The following is a 14420-nucleotide window of genomic DNA, read 5'->3' as shown; positions in this document are numbered from 1 at the left end:
TTGAAACTCCTTATGGGCAGTCTTTTCAGCGTTTCGGTGCAGCCAGGGATTTGTTCTCGATCAGAGGGATAACTATCTCCCCCCCACCTGACAGCGGGTGAATGGTCAACGCATCTTCGGTAAGATTGGCAACCTCATATTTACCGGCAATGGTGTCCCCTTTTTTCACGAGAAAAATCTCCTTGTCGCTGGAGAGAAAGATCGTCTTACTGTTGTCCTTTTTCAAAAAACCAAGAAAGGTAAACCTGGCCATGTCACGCTGCACCGGAGTCTGCTCGGGCATCTGCATCGCAGGAGGCGCCACAGGTGGGGCAGGCCTCACAGGTGGAGGCGGCGGTATTGGCAAATTGATTCTGCCGGTGGGCCTGCTTTCCGGTTTAACATCCTCGTGAAAAATGGGAGCAAAAATATTACGTCTAAAACCGGCAAACTTTGGATACTCTTTGTCCAGTAATTGCAGATGAAGCTTTTTGTCATCCAACCTGGCGGAAGTGGAGCTGGAGAATGCTTTGGAGCCCGTTTGACTGACGGTGGCGCCTTTGCCTGGATATTTGAGCGTTCCGGCCTTTTTTTGTCTGGGTTGGCTGAAAACACTGTAAATTATGGACAGGATAAGCAAAAGCACCAGAATGGCGAGGGTCAGTTTTTTCCTGTTCATGGCCCCTCCATCCGGAAATAGGTGATCAGTTTCAACTTGAGTTGCACGTCCTCTTTTGTCTGGCTGGCATTGGCAAGGGACAGATTGTCCAATAAAATTATCTGCCGGGAGCGCATCAAATCGGAAATGAAGCTTTTCATCCCGGCATAATTACCGGAAACGGAAAAATCGATGGTATAGGCAAGAAGTCCTTGCTCTTTCATGCTGTTCGGTTTGTAGGTAACATTGTTTACGACCAGACTATTGTTGCTCGCAGTTTCAAAAAGCTCGCCCAGCATGCGTGCAAAATCGTTCTTAGAAAGGATTCTTGAGTGCCACGTCTGTAGGTCTCTCTTCCCTTGGGCATAGATTGTGGCAGTGTCAAGGACACTCATCTGGCTGCTCTTCTGCCGTTTTTCAAACCAACTGCTTTGCAGTGATGCAACCCGTGGTTCCTGATAGAAAGTAAGATAAATGAAGGAAACAATGTTGATGAACAACAAAAAAATTATCGGTAAAACCAAGCGCTTCTTGGCTATTAGCGTCTCTTTTAAAAGTTGGAGATTCATTTGTATATTACCGTACAGGTAATGGTGAAACTTACCCCTTTCTGATTCTGTCCTACCTTGATTGCCGATTGATTTTCCAGGAAAACGTTCTTGAAATATGCTGAAGAGGAAAGAACTTCAAAAAAGCGCCGCAAATCGGTAAAGGATTTACCATAGCCGGTCAGCTTGAGAGTGCGTTTCTCCACATCAGGTTCTACAGTACTAAGAGTAACCCCTTCCGGGACTACCGATTCGAGCTGTTCCAGAAAATTAAGCCAGTTCAAGCTTTTCTTTTCAATAATCGAATTGGCAAAGCGGATTTTAGCCAGCACCGTTTCATATTCTTTTGCGGGTACACCTTTTGAATCACCCTTAATTTTCCTGTCCAGAGATATGATTTGCGTCTCAAGGCGTTTGGTCTCGCCAAGATTGAAGAATATTTCCCTGATGTTAAAAACAAGCCACAGTATGAGAAGAATTGCCGTAATGGCAATAATCAGATGCAGCTGACGAAGATTGATATAGCTTCTGGTTGCAAGATTGGTAGTAAACTGCATCAGAAATCCCTCACTGCGGCACCTAAAGCACCAGCCAGAGATTGCAGCAATCTTCGATCTGTGGCGACTCCGCTTTGGCTGGAGATCACGCGGCTCACGTCGAGCAAAATCGGTTCCGCGCCTATTGCATCACTAACTACACCACTAAAAGATTCGGCGTCTTCGCCGGCAGCAAAGCAAAAGACCTCATTGGCAGAGAAACCGGGAAATTTGTCCTTAAACACCAGCTGTGAGTTGTTGATCTCCCGATATAGTCGGTTAGGCTCGAAAATACCTTGTGAGAGATCTTTGGAGCGATAAAAGACAAGTACCTCGCCATAAAAAACCATCATGGTGAAAATGCCGTTATGGAAAGTAAAGAAAGTTACATTTTCTGTTACCGACAAACGGTTTGAAAATAGCCTGTAAACATTGAAGCCGGTAAAATCTATAAATTTGGGTTCAAGCCCTGCCTGAAGAAAGAGTTCTTCAAATTGTGTAATCACCGGTTTGGCTATGATAGACACAAGAAGGGACATTGCACCGTCATCTTTTTCTTCTAGCACCTGATAATCCAGGTGAGTCTCGCTTATATTGAAGGAGAAATTCTTTTTCAGCTTCCAGCGGATGATTTCTTTTCCTTCTTCCTTGCTTTTAAAACGGGTCTCAATATCCACAAGCATGACTCGTCCTGCGGTTTCTGGCAAAGACAGGGAAATGACTGTTTCTTTTGTCAGGAGTCTGAGATAGGCATCTCGGATAATGCCAACAAAAGCAGAAGGATTGAGAACATTCTGCTCCTTCATGCCGAACTTCAGAAGATCATGTGGAACAGGGGTCGCATTGTAAGCTGCAAGGCTTAAGGAATTACGACTTCCGTCTACAACGGCCATTTTGATGGCCTCCCCCGATACTTCAACTCCTATGGCTTTTTTCGACAAAAACATGATGTGGACCCGAATGTTCTATTTATTCAACAAAGGTGACGCGGTTTATTTCCCGTAATGTGGTATCACCTGCAAGTACTTTTTCCACGGCAGACTCACGTAAAAAAACGGTTCCCGCCTCTTTGGCAGCTTTTTTCAGCTGAATTGCCGAAGCCTTGGCTATTATAAGCTCCCGTATTTCATCGTTGAGATCCAGAAGCTCTACAATGGCCGACCTTCCGCGATAACCGGTACCATTGCAATCGTCGCAGCCCTTGGCCTCGTAAAATGTAACGTTTCGGCATCTTTCCGGGTCTATGGCTGACTCTATCAGCTTTTCATCGGGAATGACTACTGGATACTTGCACTTCGGACAGATCTTTCGTACCAAGCGTTGGGCCATGACACAGTTGAGACAGGCGACAAAGTTGTAGGGATCGATCCCCATGTGGGTAAAACGCCCGATCACGTCAAAGACGTTGTTTGCATGAACGGTAGTAAATACAAGATGGCCGGTAAGAGCCGACTGGACGGCGATTTGCGCAGTTTCAGGATCCCTTATTTCGCCTACCATTATCTTGTCGGGGTCGTGGCGAAGAATGGAACGAAGCCCCCGTGCGAAAGTAAGGCCTTTTTTTTCATTTACCGGGATCTGAACAATGCCACGAAGAACATATTCAACCGGATCTTCTATGGTAATGATTTTTTCTTCGCCTGAATGGATCTCCGTGAGTGCGCCATAAAGGGTCGTAGTTTTCCCCGAACCGGTAGGCCCCGTTACCAGCACCATCCCGTACGGTTCCTTGATCATCTTGCGAAACCGTTTTATTTCCCTGCTGTCCATGCCCAGTGTCTCAAGGGTAAGTCCCTTGAGATCCGTTGCAATGCTTTCCTTGTCAAGAATCCTTATTACGGCGTCCTCGCCGAAAGCACTGGGCATGATGGATACACGAAAATCTATGGATTTGCCATTGATCCGGACCTTGAATCTCCCATCCTGGGGGATGCGGCGTTCTGAGATGTCCAGCTCGCTCATGACCTTGAGACGGGAAATGATCGGCCCCTGGAAGTGCAAATCGATAGGTTCTGTCGCTTTGTATAACACCCCGTCGATGCGGTACTTGATGATGACCCTTCCTGGGTGGTCTCTATATGAATATCGCTGGTACGGCGGTTTAAGGCATCAAGGATCGTTGAGTTGACCAGCTTGATAATGGGGCTGGTATCGGCTGAAATTTTTTCCACCGACAGGACTTCTTCCCCTTTATCCGTCTCGGTTACCAACTGGAGCATGAAGTCTTCAGAGACTTCCTTGAGGACGCTTCTTGCTCCTTCTCCTTTTTTTAACAAGATCAGAATCTGTGACTCAGGAGCAATTTTCAGAATTACTGGCCTATCGAGCAGTAACTCCATCTCATCGAGCTTAAGAACATCAGTGGGATCTGAAATGGCCACTACCAGAGCATCCCCAAGCAGTTCAAGCGGTACAAAATGAAAACGCTGCATTGCATCGGGAGGAAGTAATTCCAGAACCGTCTCGTCAGGCTTGAAATCCTGCAGGTCAAGATATTCCAGGCCAAACTGCTCAGCCAAAGCCCGAGCCAGATCGGCATCGGTGATCAGCCCCTCATTGAGGCAGATGGCCCCAAAGCGCTCACTGGTGCTTTTCAGTTTATCAATGACAAAAGTAAGTTGTTCCGGAGTAATAGTCTGGTTATCGACCAGAATATCTCCGAGTTTTTTCCTTTTGAACGTTTTGTTCATGTATACCTTCAACCTACTGTCCCTGCTATTTTGAATATGGGCAGGTACATGGTTATGATGATGCCGCCGATAATTATTCCCATAACTACCATGATGGCAGGCTCAATGGAAGTTGTCAGCACGTTCAGGTTTCGTTCTATTTCTTCCTCAAAATACTCAGATATGTCCCCCAGCATTTCTTCCAGCGAACCGGTTGTCTCACCGACACCCAACATGCGCAAAGCAAGGGGAGGCATCATCCTGGTTCCTTCAAGGGCTGAAGATAGCTGGACCCCTTCTTCCACTCTCACAACGGCAGCCAAAAGCTTCCGCTCAAGTAACATGTTATTCAGGGTACCCACTGACATTCTGAGTGACTCCACAATGGGAATACCACTCCCCATAACAGTAGCCAAAGTCCGCATGAAGGTGGTCATGGCATACTTAATGAGAAGCGGACCAATGAACGGAATTCTGATCTTGAGGCTATCCACCTGAATCTGCCGGCTTCCGTTTCCGACCATTTCCTTAAAAGGAAAGCTGAAATGATAATGAGACCGACAGCGACAAGGAAATAACGTTTGAGAACGCTGGTAAATCCGATCAACATTTGCGTTGGTAACGGAAGACTCGATTTTGAGTCGGCGTAAACCTGGCTGAATGTGGGAACTACATAGACCAGCAGCATGGTTACGGCGAGAAATGCAACAGTCAGGATGATTCCGGGATAAATAAGGGCGGAGATGACCTTTTTCTTAAAGCCTTCTGATTTCTTAAGAAATGCAATATAACGGGAAATGGTCTGGGGTAGATCGCCGGTTCTCTCGCCAGCCTGGACCGAAGCGATGTACAGATGGGGGAAGACCTTCGGGTGCTTTTGAAATGCTGTTGATAAAGCGGCGCCTCCCTTAACATCCTCCCGGACTTCATTCAGTATTTCCGGCAAACGCCCCTTCTCTACCCGCTCCAAAATGGTATCAAGCGCCTGAATGATCGGTAGACCGGCTTTGATCAGCACCAGTAATTCCTGGTTAAAGGTAAGGAGGGCTTTATTGTCGACCTTGCGTCGACTGATACCAACGTCCTGAAGAAACTGCATTGGTTTTTTCCTAAGCTCAAAAACAAAAAAGCCTTGCTCTTCAAGACTTTGCTTAAGAACGGAAACATTTGCAGCTTCAAGTTCCTTTTCAAGAATTTTGCCGTCTGCGGCACCGATTTTACATTTAAAGAGAGGCATAGAGGCAGAATCTACCATAAAAAGTTTGAAATTAGAATAATTAAAACCACAGCACAAAAGACTGTGGTTTTTAATTATCACATTTTAACAGATAAATGTAGATATTTAATATTTTTTTGGATCGTGATCCACGCCGTGACACGAAAGATAACATTCACCACGGAATGAAGCCACTCCTTTTTCCACAAATTTCAAGGTTCCGTTTGCATTGGCGGAAACAATCTCCTGGTTGAATCTAATAAGATATTTGTATTCGGTACTTCCATGGGAATCATGGCAGGTGTGGCAGGAAGTACCTGAAAAAGATGAACCGGCGGCCCTTCCGTTGATATGCAGCGAGTGATACTTGAAGCTTTCATCGCTCATGATGCTGGTGCGACTATGACACCGATAGCATAGAGCATAATTCTGCGGCGATTCGGACTGGTTGTCCCTGATAGAGTAATTCTCTACCAGGATGAACTCATAGTTGGAGCCATGTGGTCCGGAAGGAGATGAGGAATTATCGCTTCCATGGCAGTCGCTGCATGAAATTCGGGATACATCTCCCGGAATAATCTTCTTTTCCTTGTATGGTTTCAACAGACTGACTACAGCCGAATTTCTACCTTCGGCTTCAATGGGATGAAAGGATGGATTTGTTGAAGCGAACAGAACTCTTTTATTTGTAGATCGTGAGGGAAGATTTGCACTATCGCCATGACACCGGTAGCAAAGCTCATACTCATTGGATATGGACGTTACCAACCCCCTTTTATTCTTTAATCCGGCAAATTTGTTGGTAGGGGTGGAATAGTGAACATTATGGCAATCGCCGCAAGTTGCATGACGCTGTGCCCTGGAATCCGTTTCAGGAAAATTCTCCTGAGCCCGGTGCACTCCTGCTGAAAATTCGAAGGCAGGATGGCGATAGGGCTTTTTAAACTCGGCCTCGACGTTTTTCTGGTCGGACATTTTGGGAGCAAACTTTTTCGGCATAAACTTGTATTCCTGGGAAATCCGGGAAGGATCACCATGGCAAACAATGCATATTGCAACGCCGCCCCCTGTCTTGAAATTGAAACGATTATGACAGGTGGCGCAACCACGAGGTACCTTTGTCCCATCCAGGTGGGTAACTTTGTCGGCCCCGAACGCTGATATCGATAGGGACATGGCTAGCAGCGACACAGATATGAAAAGTATTTTATACATAAGGAATTTCCTTAAAAGGTATTGTTAGGAAATTGATGACAGGTAACACATACTGCATCGTGTGAGTTCGCAGGATCCGAAGGGGGATCCGGCGGTATGTAGTCCCATACCCAGAAAGGCATGGTCGTATCCCTGGTCTGATGAGGATCGTGACAGGTGGTGCACTGCATCCTGCCTTGTCCGTCAAGTTTTACTTTCCCATCGGAAGAAACGACCTTGTAATCAGGCAGGGCTTGCTGCACTCGGGCATAATTGAAGGAAACAGGGTGATGGGAATTGGTAACTTTAGTGCGATCGAAAACGTTGATTCCGGCCATAACCTTGGCAAGATCACCGTTTATGGCTATGTTGGTGCCACGAGCAACGGCTCCGAGTGCAGTAACTCCGTCATGACAACTGAGACAGAGCCGTGATGCACCATTTGGTTCGTTATAATCGCTTATGGCTTTGAGATCGGTTCTGATGCGAAGACCTGTAGCGGTGTATTGTCCGAAGACCTGGGTGGTCTCCATCCTGTTCCACAATCCACGATTGATCACCGCATTATGAGGTGTATGGCAGAATATACATATCTGGCGTGCGCGAGGATCACTGGAATCGGAGGCCTTGTATGTAACCCCGGTATTGTCATAGGACAAGTTGTGCTTGTTGCCTGTCTCGGTTACCTTGGGACCATAAATGGCAAAACTGTTTTTCTGGAGAATTATCAGGCTAATGAGAACAGCCAATCCGACAAGAACCTTTTTCACTGTTTCGTACCCTCTCTCAAATACTGAAAAACCTGCACTCTGCTGTTGTAAGTGTCTGCGATGAAGATATGATCCTTTTTATCGATATATATACCGCTGGGCAAATAAAATTCTCCAGGTCTTGCGCCATTTTTCCCCACATGCAGAAGGAGTTTTCCCTCGGAGTTAAAGATCTGGAAATCATCAAGGGTGGCATCAATAACATAGAGATGACCTTCCCCGTCAATAGCTATCCCTTTTGGCCTGGCGAAAGAACCGGGTGCATCGCCTATGTCGCCGATTTTGCCCTTAAGTTCGCCATCAGGCGTAAACTTTTTAATGGTGAAGTTCATTGAATCGGTAATATACACGTTATCACTGCTATCCACTGCAACATTGGATGGGTAACTAAGTTCCTGATCTTCACGTTGTCGTGGGAAAGGACTCTTAAAGCGATCATCTTTGTCAAAAAGATACAGTTTGTGTGCCAGAACATCCACCACATACTTTTCGTCTTTGCTGTTTACTGCAATACCGGCCGGCCTGGAGAAGGGTTTTTCCGGTTTTAATTCCCTAAGAAATTTTCCATTCTTATCATATTTATACACCTTGCCGTTCAACGAATCGGAGACATACAGGTTTTTAGCGGAATCAACCGCGACCCCTACAGGACTGGACAGCAGATCCTCCCCGGCCATGAAAAGGTATCCCACCTCCCGTGACTCCAAGTCGTATCTGTGAACAATCCCCATGCCGGAATCTGCTATGTAAAATACGGATTCGCCATCCCCTCCAATAGCGAAGGGCAGATCGAGCTTTATTCCCTGGTCCGACTCACCCGTCAAATAATCAAAATATTTTCTGACCTTTCCACGAGGGGGCAGAATATCGTCCGGGCCGTTGATGGTCCGGAGAAACCTGATTCGAGGTTCGTTGGGGGGATAAGGCCAAGCAAGATTAATCTGGGGATCGTGGAGAGTAAGCGGCTCAACAGCTGCACAGGCAGTAAGCAGGAGCAGGGAAACGGTAAGAAAAGCTTTACAAAGCAATAGCCACTCCCCTTTCAGGCGTTAAGCATGCCGATTATCCACATGGCAAAAAAGAAAACAACACAGCTTCCGATTCTGATTCCTTTTTTTATCAGAAATCCTCCATTTGATGGAAAGCTGGTCAGAATGAAAGCTACAGTAGATGAAATCCAGCCATAAAAACCGAGTAATGTAAGAATGGCCCATTGTTGGGACGACATGGTGGTTCCTTATTCATATCCTTATTTATAGTGTAAAAGTGAGCCGAGTTTCAATTTCCAGACCATTATCACCGCCTCGCGGACGATTTTTTTTGACATCTTGGATGACCCAGCATGCCTGTCTATAAATATGATCGGCACTTCCCCGACCTTAAAGCCTTGCTCGACGCAGCGGAAATTCATCTCAATCTGAAAGGAATATCCATCAGATTTTATTTCGTCCAGGTTTATCTTTTCTAAAACCTTACGACTGAAACATTTAAACCCGCTGGTGCAGTCGGAAATCTTGAGGCCAGTAATAAGGCGTGTGTAGACACTGGCAGAGTAGCTGAGAATAAGTCGTCTTATGGGCCAATTAACAACACTGACCCCATTCAGATACCGCGATCCTATGACCAGATCAAATTCGGACATTTTTTGAAGAAAGTGCGGCAGTATCTCCGGGTCATGGGAAAAATCTGCATCCATTTCGATTATATAATCTGCACCTTGCTGCATCGCGAGACGGAATCCTTCTCTGTACGCTGATCCCAGGCCAAGCTTTCCTTTGCGATGAAGAACGCTGATCCTTGGATTTAATGCAGCCATTTTATCTGCTAGGTCACCGGTCCCGTCAGGGGAATTGTCGTCAACGATCAAAATGGAGATGGATACATCCTGAGCAAGGACTTGCGTCGTCAGTCTCTCAAGATTTTCACACTCGTTGTAGGTGGGTATAACTACAACAGTCTTCACCGATACCCCCCTTAAACTTCATATATTTTGAGCCATATTTATAGAGGACATGACTTTTGGGAAACTGAATTGTGGTGTCGTAACTTCTGAAGGATAAACGATTTGGAGCTTCTAAGTCAAGCGAAAGGACCGGCAGACTGTTGAGGAGAGGTAAATCTGACAGAAAAAGCCATGCTATAAGCATGGCTTCTCTAGATGGCGGGGTCGACGGGGCTCGAACCCGCGGCCTCCGGCGTGACAGGCCGGCGTTATAACCATCTTAACTACGACCCCAAATAAATTGTGGTGGTGGTAAAACAAAACGGGAGATGTTATCTCCCGCGAGTGTTTTGGTGGGCGAAACAGGGATCGAACCTGTGACATCCAGCTTGTAAGGCTGGCGCTCTCCCAGCTGAGCTATTCGCCCTTAATGGCGGGGTCGACGGGGCTCGAACCCGCGGCCTCCGGCGTGACAGGCCGGCGTTATAACCATCTTAACTACGACCCCATGACCTGCTAGACTTGACATCCCGTCTTAAGCAGACACATCTTATATCAAAACAACGCCAATTGTGTCAAGACTATTTTGCAAAAAAAGCCTCAATGGGATGTAACTTTTTCAGACTGGGATTTCATCATACCGCCAGTATCTGAAAACTCTCCGCTTTTGCAACTAATGGACTGGAAACAAAAGCGTTCAAAATGACATCATCCATATGTTTTACTGATCTTATTTCCAACCCTGCAATGAGTTCTTTGGGCATTTCCACCAGATCCTTTTCATTATCTACCGGGATAAGCACTTTTTTTATCAGACCACGCCTGGCAGCAAGAATCTTTTCCTTTAAACCGCCTATGGCAAGAACTCTGCCCAGAAGAGTAATTTCACCGGTCATGGCAATGGAATTCAGAACTGCCTTATTTGTCAAAGCAGAGATTATCGCCGTTGCATGGTTATCCCCGCAGATGGACCATCCTTAGATCGCTCCTTCAGGGACATGAATATGTATGTCCAGATTCTGATAGAAGTCGGGCTCCAGCCCCAGCATCAATGCTCGGGAACGGACATAGGTCATGGCAGCCTGGGCGGATTCCTGCATCACCTCACCAAGTTTACCTGTTATGATCATTTTACCTTTACCGGGAAGAGTGGCAACTTCAATCTTCAGCAAGTCCCCCCCCACTTCTGTCCAGGCAAGTCCCGTAACAACTCCTATGGAATCCGTTTCCTCTCCCATCCCATATCTGAAACGCGGAACCCCGAGGAAGTTTTTAATCTCTCTGTCCGAAATGGCAATCTTCTTTGATCTTGAATTTTCACCTTTTACAAGAGCATGGGCGGTTTTTCGGCAAATATTGGCTATTTCCCTCTCAAGGTTTCTTACTCCTGCCTCACGGGTATAGTGGCGAATTATCTCCAATATGGCCTTATCGGTAAATGTCGCATTTTTTCCCTGCAGGCCATGGGCTGCCAGCTGTTTTTTCACCAGGTACTGTTTTGCGATGGCAAGTTTTTCCATTTCCAGATAACCATCCAGCCTTATAACCTCAAGCCTGTCCAAAAGCGGTCGTGGAATGGAATGAAGGGAATTGGCGGTCGTCACGAACATTACCCTGGACAGATCATAGTCAACATCGAGGAAATGATCGGTGAAGGTGAAATTCTGTTCAGGATCAAGCACTTCAAGAAGAGCTGAAGCAGGATCCCCCCTGAAATCCGTGCTCATTTTATCGATTTCATCCAGAAGGAAGACAGGTTGATTGTACCAGCTCTTTTCATGCTCTGTATGATCTTACCCGGCATGGCTCCAACATATGTACGTCTGTGTCCTCTGATTTCTGCTTCGTCACGCACTCCTCCAAGAGACATTTTGATAAACTTCCGTCCCGTGGCTCTGGCGATGGATTTAACCAGGGATGTCTTGCCGACCCCTGGGGGCCCGACAAGACATATTATAGGTCCTTTCAAGGCAACAAGAGAAGTAACTGCCAGGTACTCCAGTATCCTCTCTTTTACCTTCTCAAGTCCAAAGTGATCAGCATCGAGAACAGATTCGGCAGTGGCTATATCCTTGTTTTCAGCAGACGATTCAGTCCAGGGCACGGAAAGGAGCCAATCCAGGTAATTTCTTATAACGCAGCCTCAGCGGAGGCAGGAGACATCGACTTTAACTTCTTCAATTCAGACAGAGCTTTTTCTGAGGCTTCAACAGGCATTTTCAGTCTGGCTATTTTCTTTTCCAATTCTGCCAATTCCTGCTTGAACTCATCTTTATTTCCCAGTTCCTTCTGGATTGCCCGCATCTGCTCATTGAGATAGTAATCTTTCTGGGCTTTCTCCATTTGTTTTTTGACGCGGGAATGAATGCGATTTTCAATCTGCAGTATTTCAATCTCTGATTCCATGAATACCAGGAGCTTTTCCAATCTTTTCAGTGGATCAGCCAGGGAAAGCAGGTCCTGCTTGTCCGTTATTTTCAGGTTTAAATGGGTAGCTATGCTGTCTGCCAGCCTGGAAGGTTCCGAAATACCGGAAACCACATTGGTCACTTCAGCAGGTATGGTTTTGGTAAGTTTGACGTACCTTTCAAAAGAACTGCGGATTCCTCTGACAAAAGCCTCCAATTTAGCCGTCTTGTTGGAAGATTCTGAAACATCTGCGACTTCCACGGTAAAGTAGCCGTCACAGTTCAGGTAGGAGAGGATCGTTCCACGTTTTTCACCTTCGACAAGCACTTTTACCGTGCCGTCAGGAAGTTTAAGTAGTTGAATGATGTGACAGATGGTTCCGGTGCTGTATATTTCATCCGGTTTAGGGTCTTCAACCTTGGCATTTTTCTGGGTGGCAAGAAAGATGTATTTATTGCCATTCATCGCCGCTTCCAGGGCATGGATCGATTTTTCCCTCCCCACGAACAGAGGCACCACCATGTGGGGGAAAATCACCATATCTCTTAAAGGAAAGAGAGGGAACCTGGTCGGTTTCCCTCTCTTGATGCTGCTGGTCTTGGTTTTCTCAGACATTTAACAGTTTCCCATGCGTCAGGCTGACTCCGCCACGCTTTCATATACTATAATTGGTTTTTCCTTGTTGTAGATAACATCTTCGCTGATTACCACCTCTTTAACCATGGTCTGAGATGGTATCTCATACATGATGTCGAGCATGGCATTCTCCAGTATGGACCTAAGCCTCGCGCTCCGGTTTTTCTTTTTAAAGCCTCTCTGGCAATGGCAACCAAGGAACCATCCGTGAATTTGAGCTTGACGTGCTCCATGTCGAAAAGTTTCTGGTACTGTTTGACCAAGGCGTTTTTGGGTTCCTTGAGTATCTGAACCATTGCTTCTTCATCCAATTCGGTGAGAGAAGCAAGAACAGGCAGCCTCCCTACGAATTCAGGAATAAATCCAAATTTCAGCAGGTCCTCTGGCGTTACGCCGATAAGCAGCTCCCCGGCTTTTTTCTCGATTTTCTTTTTTAACGTCAGCGCCAAAACCTAAAGTCTTGACCCCAATCCGTTGCTGGATGATATTTTCCAGACCAGCAAAAGCGCCACCGCAGATAAAGAGAATATTTGTCGTATCTACCTTAAGGAATTCCTGCTGAGGGTGCTTTCGTCCGCCTTTGGGAGGCACGCTGGCAACAGTGCCCTCGATGATTTTCAAAAGAGCCTGCTGTACGCCTTCGCCGGAAACATCCCTGGTTATGGAAGGAGAGTCCGATTTGCGGGCTATTTTGTCGATTTCATCTATATAGATTATGCCCTTCTGTGCCCGCTCAACATCATAATCGGCAGCCTGCAAAAGGTTAAGAATGATATTTTCCACATCCTCACCTACATAACCAGCCTCTGTCAGGTTGGTTGCATCTGCCATGGCGAATGGAACCTTAAGGATCCTTGCCAAAGTCTGAGCCAGCAGGGTTTTACCCGAACCTGTCGGACCCAGAAGCAGGATGTTGCTTTTCTGCATCTCCACTTCGCCCGGTTTGGTCATGGCTTCAATGCGTTTGTAGTGGTTATAGACTGCAACGGCAAGAACCTTTTTGGCCTGTTTCTGTCCTATCACATACTCATCGAGGACATCTTTTATTTCAAGGGGTTTTGGCAGTTTTTTGACATCCGGTCCCGTTGCCTCTTCAAGTTTCGACTCTTCGGCTATGATGTCGTTGCACAACTCGATGCATTCGTCACAGATGTAAACTGTGGGACCTGCGATCAGTTTTTTTACCTCTTCCTGGCTTTTGCCGCAAAAGGAACAGATCAGATTATCGGACCGGTCGTCTCTTCTACTCACCGGGAACCTCCCGTAATGGTGTTTCTGGTAATTATGGAATCTATGATACCATAGGTTTTCGCATCTTCACCAGACATAAAATAATCACGTTCCGTATCCGCCTCGATCTTTTCCACCGTCTGTCCGCTATGTTCAGCCAGCAACTCATTGAGTTTCTTTTTCATGCGCAATATCTCCTGAGCATGAATATGTATGTCGGTGGCCTGCCCCTGAAATCCTCCAAGCGGCTGGTGAATCATTATTCTGGAGTTGGCGAGACTGAACCTTTTTCCCTTCTCACCACCAGAAAGCAGAAATGCACCCATGGAAGCAGCCTGACCGACACAGATGGTCGATACCGGTGCCTTGATATAGCGCATGGTATCGTAAATAGCCATCCCCGCAGTAACTACGCCACCCGGAGAATTTATGTAAAGATGGATATCCTTGTCAGGGTCCTCCGCTTCAAGAAAGAGGAGTTGAGCAATGACAAGATTCGAAACCGTGTCATCTATTGCTCCACCCAGAAAGATGATCCGGTCTTTGAGAAGTCTGGAATATATATCGTAGGACCGTTCACCTCTTCCGGTTTGCTCAACTACTATTGGCACAAGCATGTCAACTCCTAGGGCT

At 46.4% G+C, this 14420-nt stretch carries 13 protein-coding genes, 3 tRNA genes and 3 pseudogenes; all 19 read right to left on the bottom strand.

Annotated features, from left to right (window positions below; all coding sequences use genetic code 11):
- Positions 1-25: 25 nt before the first annotated feature.
- The 19 genes and pseudogenes from JCM15764_RS00490 to clpP all read right to left on the bottom strand — a co-directional run bounded on the left by JCM15764_RS00490 (position 26) and on the right by clpP (position 14404).
- On the bottom strand, positions 26-658 hold the full coding sequence (locus JCM15764_RS00490) for a hypothetical protein (RefSeq protein ID WP_054691596.1): 633 nt from the start codon (positions 656-658) through the stop codon (positions 26-28).
- Positions 655-1032, bottom strand: a complete 378-nt coding sequence (gene pilO / locus JCM15764_RS00485; protein WP_243688067.1) for a type 4a pilus biogenesis protein PilO — start codon at positions 1030-1032, stop codon at positions 655-657. The genes JCM15764_RS00490 and pilO overlap by 4 nt, the downstream gene beginning before the upstream one ends.
- A gap of 170 nt (positions 1033-1202) precedes the next feature.
- Complete coding sequence (locus JCM15764_RS00480; protein WP_054691592.1) at positions 1203-1742, bottom strand: PilN domain-containing protein; 540 nt, start codon at positions 1740-1742, stop codon at positions 1203-1205.
- On the bottom strand, positions 1742-2668 hold the full coding sequence (gene pilM, locus JCM15764_RS00475) for a type IV pilus biogenesis protein PilM (RefSeq protein WP_279384169.1): 927 nt from the start codon (positions 2666-2668) through the stop codon (positions 1742-1744). Before pilM ends, JCM15764_RS00480 begins: the two co-directional genes overlap by 1 nt.
- A 22-nt stretch (positions 2669-2690) precedes the next feature.
- Positions 2691-4411, bottom strand: a pseudogene (locus tag JCM15764_RS27600) (GspE/PulE family protein).
- An 8-nt stretch (positions 4412-4419) separates the two neighbouring features.
- A pseudogene (locus JCM15764_RS00465) lies at positions 4420-5627 on the bottom strand (type II secretion system F family protein).
- Positions 5628-5732: 105 nt separating this feature from the next.
- Positions 5733-6821: a cytochrome c3 family protein gene (locus tag JCM15764_RS00460; protein WP_054691589.1), complete on the bottom strand. Its 1089-nt coding sequence runs from the start codon at positions 6819-6821 to the stop codon at positions 5733-5735.
- A gap of 11 nt (positions 6822-6832) precedes the next feature.
- Positions 6833-7570 carry a cytochrome c3 family protein gene (locus JCM15764_RS00455; RefSeq protein ID WP_054691587.1) on the bottom strand — a complete coding sequence of 246 codons (738 nt, stop codon included), beginning with the start codon at positions 7568-7570 and terminating at the stop codon, positions 6833-6835.
- A complete protein-coding gene (locus JCM15764_RS00450) occupies positions 7567-8301 on the bottom strand; it encodes a 6-bladed beta-propeller (protein ID WP_243688066.1) in 735 nt (244 codons plus the stop codon). Before JCM15764_RS00450 ends, JCM15764_RS00455 begins: the two co-directional genes overlap by 4 nt.
- 518 nt (positions 8302-8819) lie before the next feature.
- The gene (locus JCM15764_RS00440) at positions 8820-9533 is read right to left on the bottom strand and encodes a polyprenol monophosphomannose synthase (RefSeq protein WP_054691581.1); all 714 of its coding nucleotides are present in this window, start codon (positions 9531-9533) and stop codon (positions 8820-8822) included.
- Between the two features lie 196 nt (positions 9534-9729).
- Positions 9730-9806 (bottom strand) — tRNA-Asp (locus JCM15764_RS00435).
- 57 nt (positions 9807-9863) lie between these two features.
- Positions 9864-9939, bottom strand: a tRNA-Val gene (locus JCM15764_RS00430).
- Between the two features lie 4 nt (positions 9940-9943).
- Positions 9944-10020 (bottom strand) — tRNA-Asp (locus JCM15764_RS00425).
- Positions 10021-10147: 127 nt separating this feature from the next.
- Positions 10148-11616 (bottom strand): annotated as a pseudogene (gene lon, locus JCM15764_RS27595) (endopeptidase La).
- Positions 11617-11642: 26 nt separating this feature from the next.
- On the bottom strand, positions 11643-12536 hold the full coding sequence (locus JCM15764_RS20925) for an LON peptidase substrate-binding domain-containing protein (RefSeq protein ID WP_243688065.1): 894 nt from the start codon (positions 12534-12536) through the stop codon (positions 11643-11645).
- 18 nt (positions 12537-12554) lie between these two features.
- The gene (locus tag JCM15764_RS25740) at positions 12555-12680 is read right to left on the bottom strand and encodes a hypothetical protein (protein WP_279384191.1); all 126 of its coding nucleotides are present in this window, start codon (positions 12678-12680) and stop codon (positions 12555-12557) included.
- Entirely contained in the window at positions 12626-12853 is a 228-nt protein-coding gene (locus tag JCM15764_RS25735; RefSeq protein WP_279384166.1) for a ClpB D2-like domain containing protein, read from the bottom strand. Before JCM15764_RS25735 ends, JCM15764_RS25740 begins: the two co-directional genes overlap by 55 nt.
- 55 nt (positions 12854-12908) lie before the next feature.
- Positions 12909-13808 carry an ATP-dependent Clp protease ATP-binding subunit ClpX gene (gene clpX, locus JCM15764_RS00415; protein WP_279384165.1) on the bottom strand — a complete coding sequence of 300 codons (900 nt, stop codon included), beginning with the start codon at positions 13806-13808 and terminating at the stop codon, positions 12909-12911.
- Positions 13805-14404: an ATP-dependent Clp endopeptidase proteolytic subunit ClpP gene (clpP, locus tag JCM15764_RS00410; protein ID WP_012647713.1), complete on the bottom strand. Its 600-nt coding sequence runs from the start codon at positions 14402-14404 to the stop codon at positions 13805-13807. The genes clpX and clpP overlap by 4 nt, the downstream gene beginning before the upstream one ends.
- Positions 14405-14420 lie beyond the last annotated feature (16 nt).

Origin of the sequence: Geotalea toluenoxydans JCM 15764 (genome assembly GCF_001311985.1) — a bacterium.
GTDB classification, from domain to species: domain Bacteria; phylum Desulfobacterota; class Desulfuromonadia; order Geobacterales; family Geobacteraceae; genus Geotalea; species Geotalea toluenoxydans.
Note: the sequence above shows the minus strand (reverse complement) of the source record. Positions and strands in the feature narration are given on the sequence as shown.

Excerpts from the sequence above, each read along its gene's own strand:
- JCM15764_RS00490 (WP_054691596.1), bottom strand. The coding sequence starts at position 658 with ATGAACAGGAAAAAACTGACCCTCGCCATTCTGGTGCTTTTGCTTATC.
- pilO (WP_243688067.1), bottom strand. The coding sequence starts at position 1,032 with ATGAGTGTCCTTGACACTGCCACAATCTATGCCCAAGGGAAGAGAGAC.
- JCM15764_RS00480 (WP_054691592.1), bottom strand. The coding sequence starts at position 1,742 with ATGCAGTTTACTACCAATCTTGCAACCAGAAGCTATATCAATCTTCGT.
- pilM (WP_279384169.1), bottom strand. The coding sequence starts at position 2,668 with ATGTTTTTGTCGAAAAAAGCCATAGGAGTTGAAGTATCGGGGGAGGCC.
- JCM15764_RS00460 (WP_054691589.1), bottom strand. The coding sequence starts at position 6,821 with ATGTATAAAATACTTTTCATATCTGTGTCGCTGCTAGCCATGTCCCTA.
- JCM15764_RS00450 (WP_243688066.1), bottom strand. The coding sequence starts at position 8,301 with ATGGGGATTGTTCACAGATACGACTTGGAGTCACGGGAGGTGGGATAC.
- JCM15764_RS20925 (WP_243688065.1), bottom strand. The coding sequence starts at position 12,536 with ATGTCTGAGAAAACCAAGACCAGCAGCATCAAGAGAGGGAAACCGACC.
- JCM15764_RS25740 (WP_279384191.1), bottom strand. The coding sequence starts at position 12,680 with ATGCTCGACATCATGTATGAGATACCATCTCAGACCATGGTTAAAGAG.
- JCM15764_RS25735 (WP_279384166.1), bottom strand. The coding sequence starts at position 12,853 with ATGGTTCAGATACTCAAGGAACCCAAAAACGCCTTGGTCAAACAGTAC.
- clpP (WP_012647713.1), bottom strand. The coding sequence starts at position 14,404 with ATGCTTGTGCCAATAGTAGTTGAGCAAACCGGAAGAGGTGAACGGTCC.